Here is a 23,984-nt window from a genome sequence, read left to right as displayed (position 1 = left end):
GGCGCGGTCGGGTTCCCTCTAGATTGTCCGCGCCTGCATCTCGCGCTCTTCCCCTTCGGTAAGTGGGCGCAGTTCGAAATCGACGATCAGCTCATAGACGTCATCTGATTCCAGACGCTCCACTGTGGCGCCAAGCTGCATCGCGAAGGCCGCGACAAGCTGGGTGCCAAGGCCGCTGGATTGCCTGTCCCCCACAAACGCATCGGAGTCCGGTTCGGCGGCACGCCGCGCGGCCAGACTGTTGCCAACCCGAAGTTCCGCCCGCGTTTCGCTTCGCCGGGTCAGCGTTATCCAGAGCTCTGCCGGCGCGGATCCGGGGCCATGCGCGTACTTCAATGCGTTGGTGATCGCTTCCGCGACGAGAAGCGCGAGCGGCACGGCCTGATCGGGCGTCATGCGGATATCCGCGAAGTCCGTGTGCACCGTGAACTTCCGATCCGGACGATCGGCAAGGTTGGTGATCTGCCGGACGATCGTCGAGAGCAGTTCGTCGGAGTGGACGTCCGACAGTCCGGCGGTCTGGTAAAGCTCCCGGTGGATGGTGGCGAGGCTCATCACCCGGTCCTGCAGGCCCTTCATGATGCTTTTCGCTTCGCTCGAATGCGTGCGGCGCATCTGCATGTTCATGATCGAGGCGATGAGCTGAAGGTTGTTCTTCACGCGATGATGCACCTCGCGCAGAAGCACTTCCTTCTGGTGGACCATGTCCTCAAGCTCTGCCTCGTCGTGCAGGATCGTCTCTGTCATCCGCTCGTAGGCTTCCGCCATGTCGCGGATCTCCGCCGGGGCGGTTCTGACGTCGATATCGCCCACCATGCGGTTGCCGCTCGCGAAGGAGTGCAGCGACCGGCTGAGCTTGCGGATGTGCCGGATGACGAAACGCTCCACCGCGAGCCAGGCCACCACGAGGCTCGCCACCCACATGAGCATCGGAAACAGCACGGGCGCCGCGCCCAGAATGCCGCTCGTCGCGCTTGCGCCCTCCGGCGGCCAAGAGCCGAGCGCATAAAGCTCGTCCGGAACCAGAGGAACCACCGAAAAAAGCCGCGGCTGGTCGGCCTCGGACATGGCCGAAAAGGCCATTGCCCGGTTCCCGATCAATGCCGCAAGGGAGCGGTCGCGAGGAATGGCCAGACCGATATCGTTAAGCTGCCGGGACGCGGTGAGGACGGTGCCGGAGGAATCGTAGGTAATCATGGTCAGCGGCCGATGCTCGTCAGACCCGCTGTCCTCCGCGACCCTCAGCCCGGCATGGGGCAGGGACAGGCTGACAAGGCCGCGATAGGTCCCGTCTTCGTCAAATACGGGATGGGAAATCACGAGAACCGACGCCCCGGAAACGAGGCCCACGGTCTTCACGGCAAACGACGTTTTCTGATCTTGCGAGGCCCGGATGAACAACGGGTCTTCGGCGAAATCGAATCTCTTCCCGGCGGAGTTGCACATGCTGATCCCGCTCTCGGGCACATAGGCGATCAGCGAATATTGGCTTTCCTCTTCGATCAGCCGGCGCAGAAGGGCCGAACATTCGGCGTCATCCGGCACCAGAGGCCAGACCGCGTCCGACAGGACCGTGGCGGCACCGCGCGCCTGCTGGATCAGGCGCAATTCGCCGCTGGCGGCGCGCATCGTTTCACCCATCAGCGCTGCTTGCGAACGCGCCAGGGTTTCTTCTCGCACCGCGACGGATTTGAAAACCGATATCAGGGTGAGCGGCAGAAGCACCACCGCCAGGAGGAAGGCAACGCGGTAGCCGAGCCTGTCCTGCACCCCGCGCCGCGCGGGCGCGTCCGTCATGCCGCTTGCTCTCCCGACGTGCCCAGCACGGCGAGCGTCGCACCGTCCGCCCCCGCGATCGGGTCTTCGCCGTCGCGAAGCCCCAGAAGCTCGCAGAGCCTTGCCCGGGCCCTGTTCACACGGCTTTTGACGGTGCCGACGGCAACGCCGGTCATCGACGCGACGTCTTCGTAGGAAAAGCCCGACGCACCGGCGAGGATGAGCACCTCGCGGTGCTCCGGCGACAGCTGGTCGAACGCCTTGCGAAAATCGGTGAAGGCAAGACGCCCGTCATGCGCCGGCTTCTCGTAAAGCCTGCCGGCATGGACACCGTCGCTGTCGGGCACTTCGCGTTTGCGCTTGCGCTTGTCCGAAAAGAAGGTGTTGCGAAGGATCGTGAACAGCCAGGCGCGCATGTTCGTGCCGGGCTGGAACTTGTCGATATTCGTCCAGGCCTTGACGATCGTGTCCTGGACAAGATCGTCGGCCGCCGCCGGATTGCCGCACAGGCTGATCGCGAACGCGCGCATGGCCGGAAGATGGTCCGGCAGATCGTCGCGCGGATCGGCGGTTGACGTCATTGCTTGGCTTCCTTTTGCCGAAGCTGTTCCAGCAGATCCTTGAACCTGTCCGGAATTTTTTCCTCAAGCGCGTCCTGATAGACCTTCTTCAGGTTCTCATCGATCTGCGCTTGCAGCTTTGCCGTTTCGTTGCTCTGTTTCATCACGCGCGCATGCCTGGGCCAGTTTTTTCACGATCGTATGGAACCTAACGCACCAGTCGGGCGTTGGTTCCAAAGAAAATTGCGATGGGAGACAAAAATGACGTCAACGGAACCACGAGACTTCGCCACGTCGGTCGCGGCGAATGTTCCGTTCCTGCGCCGCTACGCGCGCGCCCTGACCGGAAGCCAGGACAGCGGAGACCGCTACGCGGCGGCGACGCTGGAGGCGATCCTGCTCGACGATGGTGCCGCAAAGGCCAATTCCGACGCCAAGCTTGGCCTGTTCCGGGCTTTTCATCTTGTCTGGTCCAGCGCCGGTGCGCCGGTGGGCGAAGCGGATACCCGCCTTTCCGCACGCGCCCAAAGCCATATGGCGACGCTGACCCCGAACACGCGCGAAGCGCTGTTGCTGCACGCGATCGAAGGGTTCTCCGCGAACGAAATCGCCGTGATCATGGACGTGACACCGTCCGAAGCCGCCGATTTCATTGATATCGCGCGCCGTGAGATGGAAAATTCCGTTTCCGGCAAGGTGATGGTGATCGAGGACGAGGCGATCATCGCGATGGACATCGTCTCCATCGTTCAGGATCTCGGCCACAGCGTCACCGGTATCGCCCGCACCCGAAAGGACGCCGTCAAGCTCGCCGCGTCCAACCGTCCGGACCTGATCCTCGCCGATATCCAGCTGGCCGACAATTCGTCGGGTATCGACGCGGTTAACGACATTCTCGCGCAGTTCGACGATATTCCGGTGATCTTCATCACGGCATTCCCCGAACGTCTGTTGACCGGAGCCCGGCCGGAACCCGCCTTCCTGATCACCAAGCCGTTCTCGGAGGAGCAGGTGCGTTCGGCCGTCGGCCAGGCGATGTTCTTTTCGTCCACCGAAACCCTCGCCGCCTGATCGGCGAACCGAGCCGCCAAAAGGCCGGGCAGTGTCCTGCCCGGCCTTTTCGTTGTCGGATCGCGGTCACTTCGCGGTGGCGCGCAGCATCCAGGCGGCTTTCTCGTGAAATGCCGAACGGCCGGTAATCATGTCGGCCGTCACGGGATCTTCGTGCTCATCTGCCAGGGCAATCAGCGCATGCATGCGCTTGGCGACCTTTTCATGATCGTCTGCAAGGTCTTCCACCATCGCCTGCGCCGACGGCAGTTTCCCGGCATCCTTCACGACGGACGCCTCGATCACGTCGCTGAGACGCGCCGGCGCGAGTTGGCCGAGGGCCCGGATGCGCTCTGCCAGCTCATCGGCGGCCTCGAACATGTCGGCATATTGCGCCTCGGTCAGCTTGTGGATCGGATAGAAGAGCGCACCTTCGACATTCCAGTGATAGGCGTGGGTTTTGAAGACCAAGCGATAGGTGTCGGCCAGCGCCTCCGCCAAGCCCTTGGCGACCGGCTTGACCTTCTGCACTCCGGTCTTGACCGTCTCGGGTCCGGGGACAACTTTCATCGCGTCTTTCATGGTGTTTCCTTCCGTGTCAGGCGCCGCAAAGCGGGGGGCGAATTCCATTGCGACCAAGCGGGCGACTCCCGCCGATCATCTGTGGGAAGAACGCCCCGGGGCGGGCGCGGTTCCCTATGCGCGCCGGCCCGCGATCAGCAGCGCCGTCACCGCCTGGCTTGAAAACGGGCGCATGAGGACCGGCCAGATGCGGCCCGGTGCCCCTCCGGTTTCCCACTCGTCTTCGGCGTCGTCGCCCAGGAGCACGAGCCGCCCATGCCGCTCGCGGATCGTGACGTCCAGCCGTGCCCTCAAGATCCGGTCCGGCCCCGCCTCGACGAACGCGAGCGCGAGGCGGTCGCATGTCTTTATCGCGTTCAGGGTTTCGCGGCAGGTTCGCGCCGTGACGATCATGGCGCCGGGATCGAATTCCCGAACGGTGTCGGCAAGATCCTGCGACACCACGAAATCCCGTACCGCGACGAGATAGGCATTTGCGTCTTTGCATTCGCCCGCCATTGCCGACATTTCGCCCCCCCGGAAAGATCGGACAATGGAACCAAACGCCGGATCGCGCATTAAACTGCGACACATGGCGCGAGGATTTGGGCGAGATGACCAGCACGGCCTGCAAGAACTGCCCGCTCCGCAAGCGCACGCTCTTCACGCCGTTCACCGATGACGAGCTTGCGTTCATGCAGACCTTCAAGACCGGAGAGCTGAAGGTGGCCCCGGGAACGACGATCCTTCTCGAAGGGTCGACCAGCCCGCAGCTTTTTACAGTCCTTTCCGGCATGGGCACCCGGTACACCACGCTGGAGAACGGCAAGCGGCAGGTGATCAATTTCCTTTTCCCCGGCGACTTTGCCGGTCTTCAGGCTGGGTTGATGGGCGAAATGATGCATTCGGTCGAGGCGTCAACCCACATGACGCTTTGCGTGTTCCGCCGCGGCGACATGTGGAATCTTTTCCGCCAGCATCCCGGACGGGCCTACGACCTGACCTGGATCGCCGCCGTCGAGGAGCATTTTCTCGGTGAAACCATCGCCTCGCTGGGTCAGCGGGACGCGACGCAGAGGATCGCCTGGGCCCTCGTTCGGATCCACGAACGGCTGAAGGCGGCCGGGATGTACAAGGACAACCGCGTTCCGCTGCCATTTCGGCAACAGGACCTTGCCGACGCGCTCGGTCTTTCGCTGGTCCACACGAACAAGACCCTGAAAGCCCTGCGCGCGAAGGGACTTGCGCAGTGGAGCGACGGGAGCCTCGAACTGAAGAAGATCGCGGCGCTGGCGGACCTCGCCATGATCGACCTCGAGCGCCCGCAGCAACGGCCCCTGATGTAGAAAGGACCGCCCGGGGCTTCACTCCGTCCGCGTCAGAAGCTCCTGAACCTTGGGGCCAAGCGCCTCGACCACAAGCGCCACGCCTTTTGCGGTCGGGTGAAGGCCGTCGGGCTGGACGTAGTCCGCGAGCGCCTGCTGGCGGTCGGGCAAGGCGAGGATCGGCGCGAGGAACGGTTCGGCCAGAAGGGCACCGTGTTTTGCCGCCAGATCGGCATAGATCGCATCGAAGTTCGCCTTGTAGTCGGGCCCGTAATTGCCGGGCGCGAGCATCGGGACGAGGAGGACGGGAAGGTGCTTCGCCTCGGTCCGGGTCAGGATCGCGTCGAGATTGGCGCGCGCCTCTTCGGGCGGCAGCCCGCGCAAGAGGTCATTGCCGCCGAGCGTGACGATCATCGCGTCGGCAGGGGCCGAAAGCGTCCAGTCGATCCTGGCAAGCCCCCCGGCGGTCGTGTCGCCGGAGACACCGGCATTCTGAACCTCCGCCACGGTCCCGTGATCGCCGAGCCAACGCTGAAGCTGGGGAACGAACCCCTCCTCGGGCGGCAGGCCGTATCCGGCCGTCAGGCTGTCGCCGAAGGCGATGATGCGCGCGGGTTCGGCCGCATGAGATGCCGGCGCCGCAAGCAGGACCGCGATCCCCGCGACCCGCGCAAGGTTGCGCAACCCGTGCCGCACCCCATATGCCATTCTGAGGCGGAACGGGCGGATAACCGGAATGAATGAAACGATACTGAGCCTTGAGGACGCGCGGCTTGTGCTTGAAGGCAATGCCGGGCCGCTGGACATCCTGCGGGGCGTTACCCTTTCTGTCGAGAAAGGCGAAAGTCTCGGGCTCGTCGGGCCGTCGGGGTCTGGCAAGTCCTCGCTCCTCATGCTCATGGGCGGGCTCGAACGCGCCACGTCCGGCCGGGTCACGGCCCTGGGCCGGGATCTGACGGCGATGGACGAGGACGCGCTCGCACGGTTCCGCCGGGGCAATATGGGGATCGTTTTCCAGTCCTTCCACCTGATTCCGACGATGACGGCCCTTGAGAACGTCGCGATCCCGCTGGAATTGGCCGGCACGGCGGACGCGTTCGGACGCGCGGCGGCAGAGCTTGAGGCGATGGGCCTCGGCGCCCGGATGGATCATTACCCCGCGCAGCTGTCCGGGGGGGAGCAGCAGCGCGTGGCGCTTGCGCGCGCGGCCGCGCCACGCCCGGCGATCTTCCTTGCCGACGAGCCGACGGGCAACCTCGACGGGGCGACCGGCGAGGCGATCATGGAGCTTCTCTTCGGCTTGCGCGACCTGCACGGGGCGACTCTGATCCTCGTCACCCACGCCCCGGAACTGGCGGCGCGGTGCGACCGGGTGGTCAGGCTTGCCGACGGTCGCATCGCCGGCGAGGATCGGGCGATGCGCGCGAAGGTGGCCGAATGACCCTGCCCGTCGCGCTGCGGATTGCCCGCCGCGAGATGCGTGGCGGCCTTGGCGATTTCGCGGTCTTCCTTCTCTGCCTGATGCTCGGCGTCGCGGCGATCGCGGCGGTGGGCACGGTGCGCTCCGCCATCGACGCGGCGATCCGGGATCAGGGTGCGGTGCTTCTGGGTGGCGACGCCGAAATGTCCTTCACCTACCGTTTCGCAAGCCCGGAGGAACGCGCGTTCATGGCGGCGCGGGCGGCGAAAGTGGCCGAGATCGTCGATTTCCGCTCGATGGCCGTGAAAGGAGAGGGCGGGGAAGCTGAACGCGCGCTGACGCAGGTGAAGGCGGTCGACGAGTCGTATCCGTTGACCGGCGCACTCGTCCTCGACCCGGCGATGACGCCGGCGGAGGCGCTTGCGCCGGTGGACGGGGTTCCGGGCGCTGCGATGGACCCGGTGCTTGCCGACCGGCTTGGCCTTGCCGTCGGCGACCGGTTCCGGCTTGGCACCGGGGAATTCCGGTTGGCCGCGCGGATCCTTCGGGAACCCGACGCGACCACGGGCGGCTTCACGCTTGGCCCGCGCACGATCGTGCGGACGGCCGATCTGGAAGGGTCCGGCCTTCTGGAGCCGGGGAGCCTTTTTGACACGCATTACCGGCTTTTGCTGCCCGAGGGCGCCGAAATCGGCCCCCTTGGCCGCGAGGCCGTGGCGGCGTTCCGCGACACGGGCATGCAGTGGCAGGATGCCCGTTACGGGGCGCCGGGGATGCGGCGTTTCGTCGACCGGATGGGATCGTTCCTCGTCCTGGTCGGTCTCGCCGGTCTGGCGGTGGGCGGCGTCGGCATCGGCGCTGCGGTGCGGTCCTATCTCGATGGCAAGACCGCGACGATGGCGGCGTTGAAGGCGCTTGGCGCGGAGTCACGGACAATCTTCGCGGTCTATCTCGTTCAGGTTGCGGCTCTCGCGGTGCTTGGTGTCGCGGCGGGGCTGATCCTCGGCGCGGGTGCACCAATCGTGGCCGGGCCGCTCATCGCGCGAAGCCTGCCGATCCCGGTGGAGATTGGCGTCAGCTGGAAGCCGCTTGCCGAAGCCGCGATCTACGGCGTGCTGACGGCGGCCTTGTTCGCGCTCTGGCCGCTGGCGCGGACACGAGAGGTGAAGGCTGCGGCGCTGTTTCGCGATCTCGGGCCGGGACGACGGGTCTGGCCGGGCTTGGGGCTGTCGCTGGTTCTTCTCGGGATCGCGGGGCTTCTGGTCGCGGTCGCGGTCGGGTTCTCGGGTGTGCCCGAACTCGCCTTCGGCACGCTCGGCGGCATCGTGGCGGCGCTTTTGGTGCTGACGCTCGCCGCCATCGGCCTTCGCCGTTTCGCCCGGCGCATCGGCCACCGGGCGCGGGGACGGCCGGCCTTGCGCCTCGCGCTCTCGGCCATCGGCTCCCCGCGCGAAGAAGCGACGGCGGTGATCCTGTCGCTTGGTCTCGGCCTGTCGGTTCTGGCGGCCGTGGGGCAGATCGACAGCAACCTCCGCGCCTCCATCGACCGCGACCTGCCGGACGTGGCGCCGTCGTTCTTCTTCGTCGACATCCAACCTGACCAGATCGATGGTTTTCTTGCGCGCGTGAAGGGCGATCCGGCGGTCAGCCGGGTGGAGACGGCACCGATGCTCAGGGGCATCCTGACCAAGATCAACGGGCAGAATGCACGCGAGGTCGCAGGCGATCACTGGGTCGTGCGGGGGGACCGGGGGCTCACATATTCCGCAACCCCGCCGGACCGGACGGTGATCACTGAAGGAACGTGGTGGCCCGAGGACTATTCCGGGCCGCCGCAGATGTCCTTCGCCCGCGAGGAGGCCGAAGAGATCGGGCTGAAGCTGCATGACAAGGTGACGGTCAACGTGCTCGGCCGCGATATCGAGGCCGAGATCACGTCGTTCCGCGAAGTGGATTTCGGCACGGCGGGGATCGGGTTCGTCATGCTGATGAACCCTGCGGCACTGCAAGGCGCGCCGCACAGCTGGATCGCGACCGTCTATGCCGATGCGGCGGCGGAAGCGGCAATCCTTCGCGATCTGGCAACGGCCTATCCCAACATCACCGCGATCCGGGTGAAGGACGCCATCGACCGGGTGAGCGAGGCATTGGCGGCGATCGCGCGGGCCACGGCCATCGCCGCCGGGGTGACGCTGCTGACCGGGGTGGTCGTCCTGATCGGCGCCGCGGCGGCCGGAGAGCGGGCGCGGGTCTACGAGGCGGCGGTCCTGAAGACGCTCGGCGCGACGCGGGGACTTGTGTTGCGAAGTTTCGCGCTGCGCTCGGCCCTGATGGGGGCGGCAGCGGGACTCGTTGCGGTCGCCTTCGGCGCGGGTGCGGGCTGGGCAGTAATGGCCTTCGTGATGGAGGGCAAGTTCCGGTTCGAACCGGTCTCGGCCTTGGTGATCGTGGTCGGAGGGGCGCTCGCGACGCTCATCGCCGGGCTTCTCTTCGCGCTGAGACCGCTCGCGGTGCGGCCGGCGCGGGTGCTGAGGGCGCGCGACTGACGGTGTGACCGGGGCCAGGTTCCGGCGAGCGGACGACCTTTGCGTCCTTTACGCCTTTGACGGAGTTCAGCGTACGCTCTACCCGCCCCAATCAAGAGGCGCAGGCCATGCCTTCGACAGTGAACGTGGCGTGGAGGGTCACAGGTGGTCGTTCCCCGCTGGCTTGGCTGCTTCCGGAGGAAGTGTCAAATCGCGAAACGCGATGATCATCCGGTTGTGCGCTCGGTGATGGGCGTGCCGTCGGCAATGCTGTCGGAGGGATGAAGGATCACCCGGTCGCCGGGTGACAGGCCCTCGGTCACTTCCGCCGCGGTCCCGTTGCGGTGGCCGATCGTGACGGGCGTCAGGCGGGCCGTTTCCCCGTCGGCGCGGAAGACCGCCCAGCCCCCGTCCCGGCGGAAGAGCGCGGAAAGCGGAACCTGCATCACGCCGTCGCCTTCCCAGGTGACGATGCGCAGATAGACGGCGAAACGGTCGCCGATCCCGGCCCATTCTTCCGGCGGGCTCGCGATGTCAAAGACGGCATCGACGCGCTGTTCCTCGATCCCGAGAGCGGAGACCTTGGTATGGGCCGACGGCTCGATGCTGCGGAGCATTGCCTCCAGCGGCGCCGGCCCGCCCCAGCGGTCGACGATGGCGCGGGTCCCGGGTTTGAGACCGACCGCGTCGGCAGACAGAAGGTCGGCCACGATCTCGAGGTCGTCGGTGCGCCCGAGGGTGAGGAGAAGTGTGCCGGCGGCTACCGGCGTTTCGCTGACGATGTCGACAGAAAGGACCGTGCTGGTGATCGGCGCCTTCAGCGTCACGCAGCAGGTGTCGCGGCTGGAGCCGGAGGCGCCCGGGACGATCAGCGTGGCCCTGGCCCGGGCAAGGGCGCTCGTCGCCATCTCGACATTGGAGCGCGCGGCCTCGCGCGCGGCGAGCCGGATGGCGAGGAGCTGGCTCGCGTCTTCGAGTGCGGTCTGCGAGGAAACGCCGCGTTCGGCCAGCGTCCGGGCGCGGTCGTGCTGGGTCTGGGCGTAGTGCAGTTCTTCCTCGGCCTGGCGGAACTGCGCCTCGGCCAAGGTCAACGCCGCCCGCGCCTCTCGCACGGCGGCTTCCGCCTGTTCGCGCGACCGCGCGTCGAGAAGCGCAGGGGCGGCCGGTTCGACGACCGCGACAACGGTTTCGCCCGCCGTCACCGCATCGCCGACCTCGACCGGCGCCCGCCGGGCGGTGCCCGAGATCGGGGCCGCGACTTCGAACACGTCCTTCACCCGCGTCTTGCCGTCGGCGTTCACCGTGACAAGCATCGGGCCGCGGTCGATCTTGGCAAGGTCCACCGGAACCGGATCGGTCCGGAACGCGATCCAGGCGAGGCCGCCAAGGACGCCGGCGCCAAGCAGGCCGATGATGTAGTGGCGGGGTTGCAGTGCCATGGGTCACTCCCGTGTTTTCATGACCGCGACGAGGTTGAGCCGGTCAATGCGCCGGCGCACGACAAGCGCAGAGACCAGCGCGGTGAGAAGGACGATGAGGCTCGCGCGGGCGAAGGTGGCCGGCACGATGACGAAGGGGATTTCGTAGAGGTCGCTTTCGATCCCCTGGGTAAAGGCCCAGGCAATGCCGAGCCCCGCGAGCCAGCCGACAGGCTGGGCGAGGACCGCGAGGATCATCGCCTCGCCGACGAGGATGAACGACACCTCGCCGCGCGAGAAGCCGAGGATTCGAAGGCTCGCCAGTTCGCGGGCGCGCTCGGACATCTGGATGCGGGCGCCGTTATAGGTGACACCGACGGCGATCAGCATGGCGATGACCGAATAGACCGTCGCGGTGATGGTGATGTTCTGCTGGATCGTCTCCTCGAACGACCGCCGCATGTCGGTGAGCATCGCGGTTCCGGCGAGGCGCGGCATCTCGGCCAAAGTGCGATGGAATTCCGCCCTGTGCGCGGGGTCGAGCGAGATATTCGCGACCGAGACCTGCGGCGCCTGCCGGCGGATCGCGTTCAAGGCGTCGAAATCCATATAGGCGGCGAGGCCGACATACTGCTCGATCGTCGCGGTGACCGGCAGCGTCACCGTCTCGCGCCGTCCTTGCAGGAACTCGACCTCGACCGTGTCGCCGACGGCAAGACCGAGTTGGCGGGCAAGGCGGGATGCCAGCACGATACCGCCGGGCGGCGCGGAGATGACCCTGCCCGCGCCGCCGACGATCCGCGAAAGGTCGGCGTCAGGGCGGCGCGCCTCCAGCCCGACATACTTCGTAAGGTGCCCGTGGCGGAGCTTGACCGCTTCGGTGAGCTGCCCTTCGGCCTGGATCACGCCGGGTATCTTCGCGACCTCGTCAATCGCGATCTCGGGCCGGTTGTCGGTGAAGATGAGGACCACATCCTGCCGGTTGGCGAGGCCGAAAGTGGTTTCCATCATCTTGTCCATCGCGTCGTTGAAGAAGCTCGCCGCGGCAAGGACCGCCACCGACATCGAAAGCCCCAGCGCGCTCGACGCCGCGCGTATGGGCCAGCGGGTGATGGAACGCAGGATCATCATCGCGGGCTGCGACAGATGAAGTTGCGTCATCAGCCAGTCGGTGAAGCCCCGGCGGAACCGCGGCGGGGCCGGGGGTTGCATGGCGATGGCCGGGGGAAGACCGGCGGCGCGGAGCGCGACGCGGAGCGCCCCGAATGCGGCCGAGGCGATGCCGACCACCGCCGAGACCGCGTAGACCGACCACGAGCCACGGAAGATGAGGTAGGGAAAGTCGTAGAACCGCGCATAAAGCTCCGCGAGCCCGTGCGCGAGCCAGGCGCCGAAGCCCCAGCCGATCAGGACGCCGACGATGGCCGTCAGCCCGGCGAGCATCAGGTAGTGCTGGGCGATGGCGGCATTCGAATAGCCGAACGCCTTCAACAGCCCGATCTCCGCCCGCTCCAGCGCGACGATCCGGCCGAGCACCATGTTTACGAGGAAGGCCGCGACGCCGAAGAAGATCGGCGGCAGGACCACGGTCATCGTCCAGAGCTGGGTAAGCTCGGACGAGACAAAGCTGTCGGAGATCTGCCGGTCGCGGCCGTGCGCGCCGGTGCCGCCGTAGCGTTCCAGAAGCGCGTCGATCCTGTCGATGACCTCGGCCTCGTTCGTTCCCTTGTAAAGCCCGACGGTAAGGCTGTTGAAGGCGCCCGACATGTCGAAAGCGGCCGCCGCCGCCCGTTCGGGCATGAAGATCACGCCAAAGCCCTCGTTGTCGGGCATCATTGCCCCGGGGCCGAGCGTGTAGATGAATTCGGGGCTGAGGACCGTTCCGGTGATCGTGAGTTCGCGCCGGGTGCCGTTGAGATTGGCAAAGAAGCTGTCGCCAAGCTCGAATTTGTTGGCTTTCGCGAACGGCTCGGTGACCGCCACTTCGGACGGAGCGTCGGGATCGGGCAGGCGGCCCTTGCGCATCAACGGGACGTTTAGCAGAGGTTCGCCCGAGGCGGGAAGCGAGATCACCTGGCCCACCGCGGTTTCCTCGCGTCCGGGAATATCGAGCGTCACGAGGCCTTCGATCCGGGCCTCGACGGAGCGGATGCCGGGGATCGCCGCAAGGTCGGGTAGAAGCGACAGAGGTGCGCGGCGGGCAGGCGCCCAGAGGTCGGCGAAGCGGTTACGCTCGTAATAGGCGTCGCGGCTGTCGCCGAGCGCCTGATAGGTTCCGAATGACGTGAGAAGGGCCGCTACTCCGCAGGCCAGCACCATCGCGATGGCAAGGGCCTGCGCCCAGAGCCGGACGAAGTCGCGCAGGAGTTTCCGGTCGAGCGCATGCATCACCATTCGATCTCCGACGGGTCGATGCGGGTCTCGTTCACCTCGGTGCTCAGGAGCTTGCCGTCCTGGAAACGGATGACGCGGTGGGCCATCTTCCGGATCGCGACGTTATGGGTGATGACGACCGTGGCGGTGCCGAGATCGTCGTTCACCCGTTTCAGCGCTTCCAGCACCTGCACACCCGTCCGGGAATCGAGGGCGCCGGTCGGTTCGTCGCACAAAAGCACGTCGGGCCGCTTGGCAATGGCGCGGGCGATGGCCACGCGCTGCTGCTCGCCGCCCGATAGCTCGGCCGGGAAATGGTCAAGGCGGGGGGCAAGGCCCACCATCTCCAAAGCCTCCGCGGGGCGCATCGGATCCTTTGAGACGTCCGTGACAAGTTGAACGTTCTCGCGCGCGGTCAGCGAGGCGACGAGGTTGTAGAACTGGAACACGAACCCGACATGGTCGCGCCGATAGGCCGTCAGCGCGCGATCGCTGAGCCTGGTCAGCTCCTGGTCGCGGAACCAGACGTGACCCGACGTCGCGTTGTCGAGACCGCCGAGGATGTTCAGAAGGGTCGACTTGCCCGACCCGGACGGGCCGAGGAGCACCGTGAGTTCCCCCTCGTACAGTTCCAGATCGACGCCGGCCAAAGCGTGAACCTTCACCGTCCCGGTGTCATAGACCTTGGTCAGCCCGACCGTTCTGAAGACAGGTTTCGTCATCGGCGCGTCCTTTGCGGCCATTTCGCCGGAACCGCGGCGACCTGTCCTTGATCCGCCTCAAACGGATGAGGCCGGATGTCGCCTTCAGGACGGTATGAGGGGCGGAGTTGGCGCCGGTCAATAACGGAAGGCCGGCTCGGCGCGGCAACAGTGTGGCGTGCGCTGCCGAAGCTTTGGCGCAATTGCGTCAACAGCCTGTCTCAATTGTTGACGAAATTGCCCCTAATGCAGATCAGAACTCTGCTATTGAGTAAGTATCCAACCGCAGCCCCGCGAAGGCGGGAAGTCAGGAGGATGTCATGTACGATCGCCGTTCGTTTGTTCTTGGTGGGGTTGGCGCGCTTTCGCTCGGCGTCGGGGCGCATCCGGTCACGGCCGCAACCGCACCCGTTGAAATCCCGGCGGAACCGATTCCGGGCCTGACCATCGCACCGGAATTCTACCCGACCGTGGTGCGCGTCCGGGGCGATCTCGAGCCAGGCTCGATCCACGTGATCTCGTCCCAGCATTTCCTCTACTATGTCGTGAAACGCAACGTGGCGATCCGTTACGGCGTGGCGGTCGGAAAGGCGGAACTGGTTTTCCGTGGCGCCTGCGACGTCGGCAGGAAGGTCGAATGGCCAAGCTGGAAACCGACGCCTGAAATGATCGAACGCAACCCGAAGGCCTACGCAAAATATGCCGACGGCATGCCGGGCGGGCCGAAGAATCCCCTCGGGGCGCGGGCGATCTATCTCTATCAGAACGGCCGCGACACCGCGATCCGCATCCACGGCACGACCGAGCCGAACTCCATCGGACGCTCCGTGTCGAACGGCTGCCTGCGCATGGTCAACGAGCATGTGATGGATCTTTACCAGCGGGTCGAGATCGGCGCGCCGGTGATGGTCTACTGACCCTTTCGGCCGGCGCGCTCCGGCGCTAGAAGGGCGCCATGGCGCTGACCCTCACTTCCCTGCAGCAGATCGCCGCGCTCGATTTCGACGCGGTGATCGACGTGCGTTCCCCGGCCGAATTCGCCGAGGATCACCTGCCGGGCGCGATCAACCTGCCGGTCCTCGATGACGCGGAGCGGGCGCGTGTCGGGACGATCTACAAGCAGCAGTCGCCGTTCCTCGCGCGCAAGCTCGGTGCGGCGCTGGTGGCGCGGAATGCCGCCCGGCATCTCGAAGGGCCGCTCGCCGACAAGCCCGGTGGCTGGCGCCCGCTGGTCTATTGCTGGCGCGGCGGGCAGAGGTCGGGGTCGTTCGCGGCGATCCTCGCCCAGGTCGGCTGGCGGGTGGACCTGGTCGAGGGTGGCTACAAGGCCTGGCGCAAGCTTGTGGTCGCCGAGATCCAGGACCGGCCGGTCGCGGCGCCGGTCGTGGTTCTCGATGGCAATACCGGCTCGGCCAAGACCGAGCTCCTGTCCCTGCTCGCCGCGCGCGGAACGCAGGTGATCGACCTCGAAGGGCTCGCCAATCATCGAGGCTCGCTTTTTGGCGAAAGGCCGGGCGGGCAGCCTTCGCAGAAGGCGTTCGAGGCGCGGCTCGCGATGGAACTCGCGGCCCTCGACCCGAGCCGGCCAGTCGTGGTCGAGGCGGAAAGTTCCCGCGTCGGCGACCTCGGCGTGCCGAAACAGCTCTGGGCGGCGATGTGCGCCGCGCCACGGGTACGGATCGCCGCGCCGGCGGCCGCGCGGGCGGACTACCTCGCACGGGCCTATGCCGACATCACCGAGGATCGCGCGCGGCTGGAGGAAGTCGTCGGGCGATTGAGGCCCCTGCATTCGGCCGAGGTGATCGAGGGATGGCTGGGCCTCGCCCGGGCCGGCGCGTTCGCCGATCTCGCACGCGACTTGATGGAGCGGCATTACGATCCGCGGTATGACAAGCACCGCGCCCGGGTCGCGCAAGACGGCGAGACGGTCGTGGAGGCCGCGAGCCTCACGCCTGATGCGCTCGGCCCGCTCGCGGACCGCGTTGTCGCCGCCATCGCCGCGCTTCTCCCGACCGGCCGGGGCTGAAACCGGCGGGCAGTCCCCAAGGCGGAACCGGATCGTACCTGGGTCTGCCGGGCACCCGCGTGTTCGCCTTTCCCAAGATATCTCCAGCGGAGTGGTTCCGAGTGTCCGGCGCGCACGCGGCGGACGCGAGAGGAAAGACCTGCGCCCGGAACGGGCGCGCCTTCGGATGACGCCGTGGTCAATCCTCGACCGTCAGGAACGGTGCCCCTTCGATCACTTCGCCGATGATGGCCGGGCTTTCGCCGATCGCGCGGAGGCGATGGGCGACGTCGAGCGCCGCCGACGCCGGGATCGCGGCGAGAAGTCCGCCGGCGGTTTGCGGATCGAAGAGAAGGTCGGCGCGCGGGCTTTCCGTGAAGAACATCCGCGCCATGGCGGCGCGATTCGCCGGCAGCAGGGTGGAGCCGTGGCCCGCCGCCGCAAGCTCCCCGGCGCCGGACAGGAACGGCACGTGCGACAGGGAAATCCGCGCGCTCACCCCCGATGCCTCCAGCATCGCGAGGAGGTGTCCGGCGAGGCCGAAGCCGGTGATGTCGGTCATCGCGTGGGCCTGTGGCGCGATCAGCCGCGCCGCCGCGCCCTGCGGACGGCACATCGAGGCGAGCGCGCCGGCAACGACCGCGCCGGGTGCCGCGCGGGCCATTTCGGCGGCGAGGATCACGCCGGTGCCGATCGGTTTCGTCAGGATCAGCCAGTCGCCGGGCTTCGCGCCCGACTGCTTGACCGGCATTTGGGCGGCGAGGCCGGTGACCGTGAAGCCCACCGTCAGTTCGGCCCCGAGGCTGGTGTGGCCGCCGACGACATCGGCGCCCTCCGACCCGAACGTCTCGGCCGCTGCCGCCATGATCTCGCGCAGGGTCTCGGTCTGAAGGCGCGGCGACATGCGCGGCAGGATCACCTGGGCGAGCGCTGCCTGCGGCCGCGCGCCCATCGACCAGATATCGCCCATCGCGTGGATCGCCGTGATCCTCGCCAGAAGGTAGGGATCCTCGGTGAACGCGCGGACATGGTCGGTTGTGATCACCTGATGGCCCTTGCCGTGCGTGAGGATCGCCGCGTCGTCGCCCGGCCCCGAAAGAACATCGGGCCGGGCCGGGCGCGGCAGGCCGGACAGCGCGGCCTTCAGGTCCGCCTGCCCGACCTTGGCGCCGCAACCGCCGCAGAGGGGTTTGCCCTTGCCGATCTCCTCCGCCACGCCTGCGGCAACGATTGCCGGCAAGGGCTCGGCCGTCATTGCCGGAAGGTCGTGGAACCGCGCCATGAACTTGCGGTCGATCCGGTCCTTCCAGCGCCAGAGCCAGGCGCCGTCAAGCGGCAGGCCCCATTTGTCGGCGACCGCGCCCTTACCGCCGGTCGAGATCAATTTGAGGTAGTCCTTCTGCGGCCGGTAGCGCCGCATCGCGCCCTTGCCTGTCAAGGCGACGCCCAGGTTATGTAGCAGAACCGGCGCCTGCCGCACGGCGTAAACCCCCGCCTTGGGCCGTGGCGCGTGGAGCATATGCGCGATATCGCCTGCCGCGAAAATCGACGGATCGGTGTCGGTCTGAAGGGTCGGGCCCACGTTTACGAAGCCGCCGGTCAGCGCAAGGCCGGTCGTCTTCAGCCATTCCTGCGGCCGGGCCGCCGCGGCGCCGAGCGTGAAAGCCGACGCCACCCGCCGCCCGTCGGCAAGCCGGACGCCGCCAGTCTCGACCGCAACGACGGCGGTGTGCTCGAAAAGGCGGGTCCCCTCCCGCTCGAGATGGGACAGGAGCGCCCGCCGCGCACCGGCGCCGATCAGCGCCAGCGCCGCGCCCTTCTCGATCACCGAGACCTCGGCGCCGGGGCCAAGCCGGTAGCGGGCGGCGAGGGCCAGTTCGACCCCGGCGACTCCGCCGCCGATCACCGCGACGGCAGGTTCGGCGCGTCCGCGCGCGGCGCGCGCGGCAAACGCCTCCCATGCGTCCGCGAAGGCGTCGAGCGGTTTCGCCGGCACGGCATGGTCGGAGAACCCCGGCAGGGCGGGCATGTCGGAGGTGATGCCGATGTCGATCGAGGCGATGTCATAGGCCACGTCGGGCCGCCCGGGCACCTGAACGCGCCGCGCCGCGCGGTCGATCCCGGTCGCGCGGCCAAGGATCAGGCGCGCCCCGGCATGGCGGGCAAGCTGCACGAGATCGATCTGAAGCGCCGCGCGCGGATAATGCCCCGCGACATGGCCGGGCAGCATGCCGGAATACGCGGCCGTCGGGTCCGGGCTTATGAGGGTCAGGCGCACGCCGGGAACAGGTTTCATCCCCCACATGCGCAGGACCAGCGCATGGGTGTGGCCGCCGCCGATCAACACCAGATCGCGAGTGAGCGGGATCTGAACCTGCATCGCCTGCCCCCTTTTCCCCTTCCCTAACCCGCGCGGGCCGCTTGCGCCACGGCAAAGACGCGGCCCGGGCTTGGACACATCGGCGCGAGCGGCTAAGGATCGTCGAAAGGTCGCGGAGAAGAGTCATGCAGCGCATCTATGTCACCGGGGCGGCGGGGTTCATCGGCTATCACCTGTGCGAACTCTTGCTGGCCGAGGGGTTCCGCGTCCACGGCTTCGACGGGATGACCGACTATTACGACGTCAGCCTCAAACGGCGCCGGCTCGCCGGGTTGCAGCAGCATCCCGGTTTCGGCTTCACCGAGGCGATGCTGGAGGATCACGGGCGCCTTGCCGCCGATATGGCGGCCTTCAGGCCCGACATCGTCGTTCACTTGGCCGCGCAGGCCGGCGTGCGCTATTCGCTGGAGGCGCCGCGCAGCTACCTGTCGGCAAACATCGACGGCACGTTCAACGTAATGGAGGTCTCGCGCGATCTCGGGGTGAAGCACCTTCTTCTCGCCTCGACCTCCTCGGTCTATGGCGCCAATACCGAGATGCCCTACCGCGAGACCGACAAGGTCGATACGCAGGTCTCGCTCTATGCGGCGACCAAGAAGGCGACCGAGGCGCTTTCCCATTCCTGGGCGCATCTGTGGAACGTGCCCACGACCTGCTTCCGGTTCTTCACGGTCTATGGCCCCTGGGGGCGGCCCGACATGGCGCCCTTCAAGTTCACCAGGGCGATCCTCGCTGGCGATCCGATCGACGTCTACGGGCACGGCAACATGTTCCGCGATTTCACCTATGTGACCGATCTCGTCCGCGCCATCCGGCTTCTCATCGGCGCGGTTCCGGAACGGCCGGAAAGCCCCGAGACAATCGGGGAGGGCGACAGCCTGTCGCCGGTGGCGCCCTGGCGGGTGGTCAATATCGGTAACGGCGAGAAGGTGGCGCTCGGCGACTTCATCGCGGCGATCGAGGCGGCGACGGGGTGCGAGGCGAAGCGCAACCTGATGGACATGCAGAAGGGCGACGTGCGGGCGACCTGGGCGGACAACAGCCTTCTGCGCCGGCTGACCGGATACCGGCCCGAGACGGATATCCGTGCCGGCATGGCGGCCTTCGTCGCCTGGTACCGCGACTATTACCGGCTCTGACGCCCGGGGAGATTCATCCTTGACGGGGGGCGGGGGCTGGCATACCTAGCGCCCCGAGTGGCTAGGTAGCTCAGCTGGTTAGAGCACGTGACTCATAATCACGGGGTCGGGGGTTCAAGTCCCCCCCTCGCCACCATCTCCACCCCCCATGCGTCGCCGGCGTCCTCTCCGACCATCGCGGACAGGTGGCCGACCACTTCGCAGTCGATGCGGCCATCGGGCCTGTCGTGGATCACGACGTGATCGATCAACGATCTGAAGGCGTTGAACATGTCGGCGTCGGCCTCGGGGTCGATCGACGGAAGGTGTTCGGAAAGGACCGCGAGCAGGCTTTCGAGGCGTCGCATAGATGCCGGGTGTAGGGTCACGACCTTAGCGGCCGGCGCCTCCTCCAGCGCCGCGCTGGCGTTTGCGAGCTCGGCTCGGAGGTCGACGATCTCGGCATCAAAGAACGCCTCGTCGATTCGGCCGGAGATGAGCGCCCGATTCAGCCGATCGATCTTTCCCTTTGCCGTGGCGACAGCGCGCTCGGCTGAGGCGCGGGTGCGGGCCGCGCTGCGGCGGTCGGATTGCAGCGCCTCGACATGTGCGGTCAGGGCGGCCGGGTTCCTGAGCTTGTCGAGGATACCGTCGATCACGGCCCGCTCGATGTGATCCAGGCGGTAGGACCGGCCGTTGCCGCAGGATCCGCTTTCGCGATGCCGCGAGCACTTGATGCGGATCGCCGCCCCGCGCTTGTCATGCATCGTCATCCCGCCGCCGCACTCGCTGCACCTGATCAGCCCGGAAAGAAGGCGCTTGCGCTTTCGGAACGTGCCGGGGCCGTTGTGGCCGCGCACGCGCTTTTCGTCCTGGGCGGCCTGCCAGAGATCTTCGGCGACGATGGCCAGTTCGGGGGCGTGGGCGCGCTGCCATTCGGATTCAGGGTTCGGCCGGTAGATGCGCTTGCCGGTGTCAGGATCGCGCACGGCGCGGGTCTTGTTCCAGACGATGTGCCCGGAATAGAGCGCGTTCTGAAGGAGGCCGTGGCCGCGCTTCGTGTTGCCGTTGATCGTCGAGGCGTTCCACTTCGCGCCGCGCGGCGGGGCGATCCCCTCCGCGTTCAACCGCCCGGCGATGTCACGCGGCGTCACGCCGTCCAGGTAGTCGCGGAAGATCCGGCGGACGACATCCGCCTCCTCCGTCACGATCCGGAGGCGACCAGGCTCGCCCGGGACAGCTCGGTAGCCATAGGCTCGCCCGCCCGCGTGGCGGCCGTCCTTCACGACGGCGGCAAGCCCGCGCCGGGTCTTGTGGCGCAGGTCATTGATGAAGAGGGTCGAGACGAGGCCGCGAATGCCGACCTGGAGCACATCGGCGCGGCCGTCATGGACCGCCACGATGTCGATGCCGGCGAAGGTCAGGCGCTTGTGGATCCCGGCAAGGTCCTCGGTATCGCGAGAGAGGCGGTCTAGCGCCTCGACGACGACGACATCGAAGGCGCCGGCGCGGGCGTCGTGAAGAAGACGCGCGAGACCGTCGCGGCCGTGGATCGTGGTGCCGGACATGGCGCGGTCGGCGTAGTGCCCGGCGACGGTGTAGCCGCTGCGCCGCGCGAAGTCCTCGCAGAGCGCGATCTGGTCGTCGACGGAGCGGTCGTTCTGGAGCTCGCTGGAATAGCGGGCGTAGATCCCTGCGCGCATGTCTCATCCTCGCTGCACGGTGCCTGTGACGCCCGCCGCGCGGCGAACGCCTCGGCGGCCCGGAAGAACCCGGCCAAGCCTAGCGTTGTGTCGCGCGGGGCGTCCATGATTCTCAGCCCGCCTCCGCTCGGTTCGCAATCTCCAAGAGCACGTCCGCATGGCAAGGCTCGCCAAGCGGGCACCAGCAGGCGAGGTTCTTGCCGCGCAGTTTTGTCTTGATCTCTTCATCGGTCGGATATGGCCGGCGTCTATAGCTCAGCAAATCTCGGAAGAATCGCATAGAGACCTCGCGCGATGTCACGGTCTCTTCGAGAAACGTCTTGCCCTTGCCGGAACATCTGATCGTTCCAATCGCGAACGGGTTCCCCCACTGCGTCGAACGATCCACCTTCACGGTGTTCTCGGGCATGCGCCATCCTTTGGTGCGGCGAAGCTGGACGCGTTCAGCCATCATAGACCTCATCGTCTGTCTTCCAGTGCGGCATCATCACCTTCAGCGCGCGCAGGACCGCGTCGGCCTCTGCCTCGTCCAGCAGCTCGATCGTCAACGTGAAGCCCTCGAAGTCGTCGTCGTGTCGGAACACGTCGCCGGATTCCTCCGCGACAGAATAGCGCCGCGGGTGGGGCGTGAGGTGAAGGGATAGGCGGTCAGGCAACCTTCTTCTCCTCCAGTTTCGCCGCGCGCAGGAAATCCCTGAACCGCGCGATGAGCGCGTTCTTCGCGGCCTGTTCCGATTTCGCGCGGCCATTGGGCGCGCTGGTCTCTCCGCTGATCCACAGCCGCCAGACCCAATCGTCGCCCTTCACGGCTGGCGGGAAGGCTGCGCCAACGATGACCGTGCCGCAGAGCAGGCAATGGCGGCCTCCGGGGTAGGCGGGCGGGGCAAAGCGGAGGGTCATATCAGCCCCTTCTCGATCAGGACGCGCTCCGGAGCGGTGAGGACCGCGATGCGCCCCCGCGAGAGGCCGCCGAGTAGGTCTTTCTCTTTCGGCGCGATCTCGCATTGGCTGAGCGGGATCCAGATGTCCTTGCTGCCCTCCGTCTCGCGGATGCAGACCGCGCGCTCTGTCCGGTGCTGGAAGATCACCTCGATGTCGTGAAGGTCAGAGCGCATGGGCCTATCCCTCCGACGGCTTCGGAAGCGAGATGCGCACCGGGGCGGGGCCGGTCACGTTGATCGTGTAGCCGCCACCGCGGCCGGTGCCGCGATGAACAGACCACTTGATGCCCGGGAGCGGCTTGCCGTTCTCGCCGAGGGCTCCGATCTGCTCCAGCACCTCCATCGCCATGCGTTCGCGGATCTCGTCCTCGGTCACCTGGGCGGTAAAGGCGATGGTTTGGGGGGCAATCATTCTCATGGTCTGTCCTCTGCATCTTTCCGGGCTTCGCGCGCCCGGTGTTCGAGCTTCGCGATCGCCATGATCGTCGGCTTCACCTCCGCCGGCGCGGCGTCATAGTCGCGCCCGAAGCGGCCGTTCAGGCGTGGCAGCAGCGCTTGCGGGATCAGATCCCAGTTCGACGGGTCGGTATTGGTCTTGTCGCCGTCGATGCATTTCAGCACGTGCCCGTCAGGCAGCGGGCCGTTGGCCTTCTCCCACAGCCACCTATGCTTGAACGCCATGTGTGTCGGTGCGCCGGTCCAGGGGTTCGGTTCCGCGACGCAGATCTTCACGTAGCCTTCCCGGTCGATGCTCTCGTAGCCGACATCGTGCTTGTTCGCGGGCCGCTGGCCCTTCTTGAACCGCGTCCTGGCCGAGTTCGGATGAAACGGCATCCGCTTGCCCTTGTTCGCTGGAGGCTGGCCCTTCTCGAAGTGCCCGGTGCGGCCGGTCAGCCATCCGTTCCTCTTGCAGAGCGCGGTCAGGTTCGACTGGTTGACGTCCTGGCGCTCGAAGCGGGCGCAGAACATCCTGTGCAGCTCGCGGCGGGGCAGGTGGCGGTTCGCCTCGATCCAGGCGAGTTCGTCCTCGAAATATTCGATGCGGGTGCCCTTCATTCCCCGCCCTTCCCGATCAGCGGCAGGTGCGGCAGGATCGCCGATCCGTGCTCGGCGAAGAGCTTCGCCGCGGCGAGCTGCGTCTTGGCGTTGTTCGTGATCTGGTCGGCCACCGCCACGACGGCCTCGGCCCGCTTGCACTCGGTCTCGATGTCTTCCGGGCTCAGCGTGTCGACGGATAGCCGGTTCAGTGCTGCGAACAGGTGGCTGTTGAGATCTCCGAGGCTTGTCTTCGACATGGTGGGTCCTGTTCGTTTGGGGCGCGGCGAGCGTGATGATCAGAAGATCCGGTGCGCCGCGCTTGAGGCGATGGCGATGGCGACGAGCGCGGCGAAGTAGAAGGGCACCACGGGGAAGCGGCGAGGTTGGTTGTCCCGGCCCCTGCCCAAAGGTCCGGGACGCCCGACGAAGAAAACGGGTCCCTGCTTGTCACGCAGGGTGCGCCGGCCGCCCGTCCGGCTGTCCTGCGGGGCGTTGATGGGTCGGGCGGTGAAGGTGATGCGCGGCATTGGTCAGGCCATCCCGAGCGCGGCTTTGTACATCTCAAGGACGGCCTCTTCCTCGGCGACATCGTCCTTGTCGCGCTTCCTGAGCGCGATGACCTTGCGCAGAACCTTGGTGTCGTAGCCGCGACCCTTTGCCTCGGCCATCACTTCCTTCTGCTGGTCGGCGATGTCCTTCTTCTCGGCCTCCAGGCGCTCGTAGCGTTCGACGAACTGGCGCAGCTCGTCGGCGGCGACGTTGTAGGTCGCGTCGCTGACCCTACGGTCTGCCTCGGTTTCCTTCATCGGCGCGCGCACCTTGGCCTGGACAGCTGCAGCGAGTTGGAGTGATCGCGGAACCTCGGTCGCGACGATCTCGCGCTTGCCGACGTGATCGGCCGAGGTCACGATGCCGAGCGCTTCCAGCGCCTCGACGATCCGCGCGGCGCGATTGTAGCCAATGGCCAGTTGCCGCTGCACGAATGAGGTGGAGCACTTCCCCTCCCTGATGATGATCCGCGCGGCCTCGGCCGTCAGCTCGTCGCCAACCTGCGCCGATGCGGCGGTGAGGTCTTCCATCGAGAAGGGGC

The 23,984-nt window shown here is 66.8% G+C and carries 27 protein-coding genes, 1 tRNA gene and 1 pseudogene; 8 read left to right on the top strand and 21 right to left on the bottom strand.

Going from position 1 to position 23,984, the window contains the following annotated elements:
* Positions 1–18: 18 nt before the first annotated feature.
* Genes V5734_RS20340 through V5734_RS20330 form a run of 3 tightly spaced genes read right to left on the bottom strand, consistent with a single transcriptional unit; the run spans position 19 to position 2,500 of the window.
* Positions 19–1,797 (bottom strand): sensor histidine kinase, encoded by a 1,779-nt coding sequence (locus V5734_RS20340; RefSeq protein WP_347311424.1) that lies wholly within the window; start codon positions 1,795–1,797, stop codon positions 19–21.
* A complete protein-coding gene (locus tag V5734_RS20335; RefSeq protein WP_347311423.1) occupies positions 1,794–2,357 on the bottom strand; it encodes an RNA polymerase sigma factor in 564 nt (187 codons plus the stop codon). The genes V5734_RS20340 and V5734_RS20335 overlap by 4 nt, the downstream gene beginning before the upstream one ends.
* Positions 2,354–2,500, bottom strand: coding sequence for a NepR family anti-sigma factor (locus V5734_RS20330; protein WP_347311422.1), 147 nt, complete (start codon positions 2,498–2,500; stop codon positions 2,354–2,356). Before V5734_RS20330 ends, V5734_RS20335 begins: the two co-directional genes overlap by 4 nt.
* A gap of 97 nt (positions 2,501–2,597) precedes the next feature.
* On the opposite strand from V5734_RS20330, the gene V5734_RS20325 reads away from it, so the two are divergent.
* Entirely contained in the window at positions 2,598–3,407 is an 810-nt protein-coding gene (locus V5734_RS20325; RefSeq protein WP_347311421.1) for a response regulator, read from the top strand.
* Between the two features lie 66 nt (positions 3,408–3,473).
* Here V5734_RS20325 and V5734_RS20320 read toward each other — a convergent pair whose 3' ends face one another.
* Complete coding sequence (locus V5734_RS20320; RefSeq protein WP_347311420.1) at positions 3,474–3,968, bottom strand: Dps family protein; 495 nt, start codon at positions 3,966–3,968, stop codon at positions 3,474–3,476.
* Positions 3,969–4,082: 114 nt separating this feature from the next.
* Positions 4,083–4,475 (bottom strand): hypothetical protein, encoded by a 393-nt coding sequence (locus tag V5734_RS20315; RefSeq protein WP_347311419.1) that lies wholly within the window; start codon positions 4,473–4,475, stop codon positions 4,083–4,085.
* A gap of 86 nt (positions 4,476–4,561) precedes the next feature.
* Between V5734_RS20315 and V5734_RS20310 the strand changes: the two genes are divergently transcribed.
* Positions 4,562–5,293, top strand: a complete 732-nt coding sequence (locus V5734_RS20310) for a Crp/Fnr family transcriptional regulator (RefSeq protein ID WP_347311418.1) — start codon at positions 4,562–4,564, stop codon at positions 5,291–5,293.
* Between the two features lie 18 nt (positions 5,294–5,311).
* Here V5734_RS20310 and V5734_RS20305 read toward each other — a convergent pair whose 3' ends face one another.
* Positions 5,312–5,980, bottom strand: a complete 669-nt coding sequence (locus tag V5734_RS20305) for an arylesterase (protein WP_347311417.1) — start codon at positions 5,978–5,980, stop codon at positions 5,312–5,314.
* 28 nt (positions 5,981–6,008) lie between these two features.
* Between V5734_RS20305 and V5734_RS20300 the strand changes: the two genes are divergently transcribed.
* Positions 6,009–6,713 carry an ABC transporter ATP-binding protein gene (locus V5734_RS20300; RefSeq protein WP_347311416.1) on the top strand — a complete coding sequence of 235 codons (705 nt, stop codon included), beginning with the start codon at positions 6,009–6,011 and terminating at the stop codon, positions 6,711–6,713.
* Positions 6,710–9,238: an ABC transporter permease gene (locus tag V5734_RS20295; protein WP_347311415.1), complete on the top strand. Its 2,529-nt coding sequence runs from the start codon at positions 6,710–6,712 to the stop codon at positions 9,236–9,238. Before V5734_RS20300 ends, V5734_RS20295 begins: the two co-directional genes overlap by 4 nt.
* A gap of 206 nt (positions 9,239–9,444) precedes the next feature.
* On the opposite strand, the gene V5734_RS20290 is transcribed toward V5734_RS20295, so the two are convergent.
* The 3 genes from V5734_RS20290 to V5734_RS20280 are packed head-to-tail and all read right to left on the bottom strand — an operon-like array spanning position 9,445 to position 13,730.
* On the bottom strand, positions 9,445–10,656 hold the full coding sequence (locus V5734_RS20290; protein ID WP_347311414.1) for an efflux RND transporter periplasmic adaptor subunit: 1,212 nt from the start codon (positions 10,654–10,656) through the stop codon (positions 9,445–9,447).
* 3 nt (positions 10,657–10,659) lie between these two features.
* Complete coding sequence (locus tag V5734_RS20285) at positions 10,660–13,029, bottom strand: FtsX-like permease family protein (RefSeq protein ID WP_347311413.1); 2,370 nt, start codon at positions 13,027–13,029, stop codon at positions 10,660–10,662.
* Entirely contained in the window at positions 13,023–13,730 is a 708-nt protein-coding gene (locus V5734_RS20280; RefSeq protein WP_347311412.1) for an ABC transporter ATP-binding protein, read from the bottom strand. The genes V5734_RS20285 and V5734_RS20280 overlap by 7 nt, the downstream gene beginning before the upstream one ends.
* Before the next feature lie 299 nt (positions 13,731–14,029).
* On the opposite strand from V5734_RS20280, the gene V5734_RS20275 reads away from it, so the two are divergent.
* Both V5734_RS20275 and mnmH read left to right on the top strand, forming a co-directional pair.
* The gene (locus V5734_RS20275) at positions 14,030–14,626 is read left to right on the top strand and encodes a L,D-transpeptidase (RefSeq protein WP_347311411.1); all 597 of its coding nucleotides are present in this window, start codon (positions 14,030–14,032) and stop codon (positions 14,624–14,626) included.
* Between the two features lie 38 nt (positions 14,627–14,664).
* Positions 14,665–15,735: a tRNA 2-selenouridine(34) synthase MnmH gene (gene mnmH / locus V5734_RS20270; protein WP_347311410.1), complete on the top strand. Its 1,071-nt coding sequence runs from the start codon at positions 14,665–14,667 to the stop codon at positions 15,733–15,735.
* A 178-nt stretch (positions 15,736–15,913) separates the two neighbouring features.
* Here mnmH and selD read toward each other — a convergent pair whose 3' ends face one another.
* Positions 15,914–18,094, bottom strand: coding sequence for a selenide, water dikinase SelD (gene selD / locus V5734_RS20265; RefSeq protein WP_347311409.1), 2,181 nt, complete (start codon positions 18,092–18,094; stop codon positions 15,914–15,916).
* A gap of 125 nt (positions 18,095–18,219) precedes the next feature.
* Between selD and V5734_RS20260 the strand changes: the two genes are divergently transcribed.
* Together V5734_RS20260 and V5734_RS20255 are read left to right on the top strand one after the other, a co-directional pair.
* Positions 18,220–19,233, top strand: a complete 1,014-nt coding sequence (locus tag V5734_RS20260) for an NAD-dependent epimerase/dehydratase family protein (protein ID WP_347311408.1) — start codon at positions 18,220–18,222, stop codon at positions 19,231–19,233.
* 59 nt (positions 19,234–19,292) lie between these two features.
* A tRNA-Met gene (locus tag V5734_RS20255) sits at positions 19,293–19,369 on the top strand.
* Here V5734_RS20255 and V5734_RS20250 read toward each other — a convergent pair.
* From V5734_RS20250 to V5734_RS20200, 11 genes and pseudogenes are all read right to left on the bottom strand, one after another.
* Positions 19,332–20,915 carry a recombinase family protein gene (locus tag V5734_RS20250; RefSeq protein ID WP_347311407.1) on the bottom strand — a complete coding sequence of 528 codons (1,584 nt, stop codon included), beginning with the start codon at positions 20,913–20,915 and terminating at the stop codon, positions 19,332–19,334. The genes V5734_RS20255 and V5734_RS20250 overlap by 38 nt on opposite strands.
* 112 nt (positions 20,916–21,027) lie before the next feature.
* A complete protein-coding gene (locus tag V5734_RS20245; RefSeq protein WP_347311406.1) occupies positions 21,028–21,366 on the bottom strand; it encodes a DUF4326 domain-containing protein in 339 nt (112 codons plus the stop codon).
* Positions 21,359–21,571: a hypothetical protein gene (locus V5734_RS20240; RefSeq protein ID WP_347311405.1), complete on the bottom strand. Its 213-nt coding sequence runs from the start codon at positions 21,569–21,571 to the stop codon at positions 21,359–21,361. Before V5734_RS20240 ends, V5734_RS20245 begins: the two co-directional genes overlap by 8 nt.
* Entirely contained in the window at positions 21,564–21,815 is a 252-nt protein-coding gene (locus V5734_RS20235) for a hypothetical protein (protein WP_347311404.1), read from the bottom strand. The genes V5734_RS20240 and V5734_RS20235 overlap by 8 nt, the downstream gene beginning before the upstream one ends.
* Positions 21,812–22,030: a hypothetical protein gene (locus tag V5734_RS20230; protein ID WP_347311403.1), complete on the bottom strand. Its 219-nt coding sequence runs from the start codon at positions 22,028–22,030 to the stop codon at positions 21,812–21,814. The genes V5734_RS20235 and V5734_RS20230 overlap by 4 nt, the downstream gene beginning before the upstream one ends.
* Positions 22,031–22,034: 4 nt before the next feature.
* Positions 22,035–22,274: a hypothetical protein gene (locus V5734_RS20225; RefSeq protein WP_347311402.1), complete on the bottom strand. Its 240-nt coding sequence runs from the start codon at positions 22,272–22,274 to the stop codon at positions 22,035–22,037.
* On the bottom strand, positions 22,271–22,912 hold the full coding sequence (locus V5734_RS20220; RefSeq protein ID WP_347311401.1) for an HNH endonuclease signature motif containing protein: 642 nt from the start codon (positions 22,910–22,912) through the stop codon (positions 22,271–22,273). The genes V5734_RS20225 and V5734_RS20220 overlap by 4 nt, the downstream gene beginning before the upstream one ends.
* On the bottom strand, positions 22,909–23,151 hold the full coding sequence (locus tag V5734_RS20215; RefSeq protein ID WP_347311400.1) for a hypothetical protein: 243 nt from the start codon (positions 23,149–23,151) through the stop codon (positions 22,909–22,911). Before V5734_RS20215 ends, V5734_RS20220 begins: the two co-directional genes overlap by 4 nt.
* A gap of 39 nt (positions 23,152–23,190) precedes the next feature.
* The gene (locus tag V5734_RS20210) at positions 23,191–23,421 is read right to left on the bottom strand and encodes a hypothetical protein (RefSeq protein WP_347311399.1); all 231 of its coding nucleotides are present in this window, start codon (positions 23,419–23,421) and stop codon (positions 23,191–23,193) included.
* Between the two features lie 3 nt (positions 23,422–23,424).
* Positions 23,425–23,700, bottom strand: a complete 276-nt coding sequence (locus V5734_RS20205) for a DUF2312 domain-containing protein (RefSeq protein WP_347313679.1) — start codon at positions 23,698–23,700, stop codon at positions 23,425–23,427.
* Positions 23,701–23,820: 120 nt separating this feature from the next.
* Positions 23,821–23,973 (bottom strand): annotated as a pseudogene (locus tag V5734_RS20200) (DNA translocase FtsK); the annotation flags it as partial.
* Between the last annotated feature and the right edge of the window lie 11 nt (positions 23,974–23,984).

Origin of the sequence: Defluviimonas sp. SAOS-178_SWC, assembly GCF_039830135.1 — a bacterium.
In the GTDB taxonomy this organism is placed as follows: Bacteria; Pseudomonadota; Alphaproteobacteria; order Rhodobacterales; family Rhodobacteraceae; genus Albidovulum.
This window is presented reverse-complemented; position numbering and strand designations above follow the sequence as displayed.

Excerpts from the sequence above, each read along its gene's own strand:
- V5734_RS20220 (WP_347311401.1), bottom strand. The coding sequence starts at position 22,912 with ATGAAGGGCACCCGCATCGAATATTTCGAGGACGAACTCGCCTGGATC.
- V5734_RS20330 (WP_347311422.1), bottom strand. The coding sequence starts at position 2,500 with ATGAAACAGAGCAACGAAACGGCAAAGCTGCAAGCGCAGATCGATGAG.
- V5734_RS20260 (WP_347311408.1), top strand. The coding sequence starts at position 18,220 with ATGCAGCGCATCTATGTCACCGGGGCGGCGGGGTTCATCGGCTATCAC.
- V5734_RS20275 (WP_347311411.1), top strand. The coding sequence starts at position 14,030 with ATGTACGATCGCCGTTCGTTTGTTCTTGGTGGGGTTGGCGCGCTTTCG.
- V5734_RS20340 (WP_347311424.1), bottom strand. The coding sequence starts at position 1,797 with ATGACGGACGCGCCCGCGCGGCGCGGGGTGCAGGACAGGCTCGGCTAC.
- mnmH (WP_347311410.1), top strand. The coding sequence starts at position 14,665 with ATGGCGCTGACCCTCACTTCCCTGCAGCAGATCGCCGCGCTCGATTTC.
- V5734_RS20250 (WP_347311407.1), bottom strand. The coding sequence starts at position 20,915 with ATGCGCGCAGGGATCTACGCCCGCTATTCCAGCGAGCTCCAGAACGAC.
- V5734_RS20315 (WP_347311419.1), bottom strand. The coding sequence starts at position 4,475 with ATGTCGGCAATGGCGGGCGAATGCAAAGACGCAAATGCCTATCTCGTC.
- V5734_RS20300 (WP_347311416.1), top strand. The coding sequence starts at position 6,009 with ATGAATGAAACGATACTGAGCCTTGAGGACGCGCGGCTTGTGCTTGAA.
- V5734_RS20305 (WP_347311417.1), bottom strand. The coding sequence starts at position 5,980 with ATGGCATATGGGGTGCGGCACGGGTTGCGCAACCTTGCGCGGGTCGCG.
- V5734_RS20280 (WP_347311412.1), bottom strand. The coding sequence starts at position 13,730 with ATGACGAAACCTGTCTTCAGAACGGTCGGGCTGACCAAGGTCTATGAC.
- V5734_RS20215 (WP_347311400.1), bottom strand. The coding sequence starts at position 23,151 with ATGTCGAAGACAAGCCTCGGAGATCTCAACAGCCACCTGTTCGCAGCA.
- V5734_RS20320 (WP_347311420.1), bottom strand. The coding sequence starts at position 3,968 with ATGAAAGACGCGATGAAAGTTGTCCCCGGACCCGAGACGGTCAAGACC.
- V5734_RS20245 (WP_347311406.1), bottom strand. The coding sequence starts at position 21,366 with ATGGCTGAACGCGTCCAGCTTCGCCGCACCAAAGGATGGCGCATGCCC.
- V5734_RS20335 (WP_347311423.1), bottom strand. The coding sequence starts at position 2,357 with ATGACGTCAACCGCCGATCCGCGCGACGATCTGCCGGACCATCTTCCG.
- V5734_RS20210 (WP_347311399.1), bottom strand. The coding sequence starts at position 23,421 with ATGCCGCGCATCACCTTCACCGCCCGACCCATCAACGCCCCGCAGGAC.
- V5734_RS20290 (WP_347311414.1), bottom strand. The coding sequence starts at position 10,656 with ATGGCACTGCAACCCCGCCACTACATCATCGGCCTGCTTGGCGCCGGC.
- V5734_RS20235 (WP_347311404.1), bottom strand. The coding sequence starts at position 21,815 with ATGACCCTCCGCTTTGCCCCGCCCGCCTACCCCGGAGGCCGCCATTGC.
- selD (WP_347311409.1), bottom strand. The coding sequence starts at position 18,094 with ATGCAGGTTCAGATCCCGCTCACTCGCGATCTGGTGTTGATCGGCGGC.
- V5734_RS20310 (WP_347311418.1), top strand. The coding sequence starts at position 4,562 with ATGACCAGCACGGCCTGCAAGAACTGCCCGCTCCGCAAGCGCACGCTC.
- V5734_RS20230 (WP_347311403.1), bottom strand. The coding sequence starts at position 22,030 with ATGCGCTCTGACCTTCACGACATCGAGGTGATCTTCCAGCACCGGACA.
- V5734_RS20225 (WP_347311402.1), bottom strand. The coding sequence starts at position 22,274 with ATGAGAATGATTGCCCCCCAAACCATCGCCTTTACCGCCCAGGTGACC.
- V5734_RS20295 (WP_347311415.1), top strand. The coding sequence starts at position 6,710 with ATGACCCTGCCCGTCGCGCTGCGGATTGCCCGCCGCGAGATGCGTGGC.
- V5734_RS20285 (WP_347311413.1), bottom strand. The coding sequence starts at position 13,029 with ATGGTGATGCATGCGCTCGACCGGAAACTCCTGCGCGACTTCGTCCGG.
- V5734_RS20325 (WP_347311421.1), top strand. The coding sequence starts at position 2,598 with ATGACGTCAACGGAACCACGAGACTTCGCCACGTCGGTCGCGGCGAAT.
- V5734_RS20205 (WP_347313679.1), bottom strand. The coding sequence starts at position 23,700 with ATGAAGGAAACCGAGGCAGACCGTAGGGTCAGCGACGCGACCTACAAC.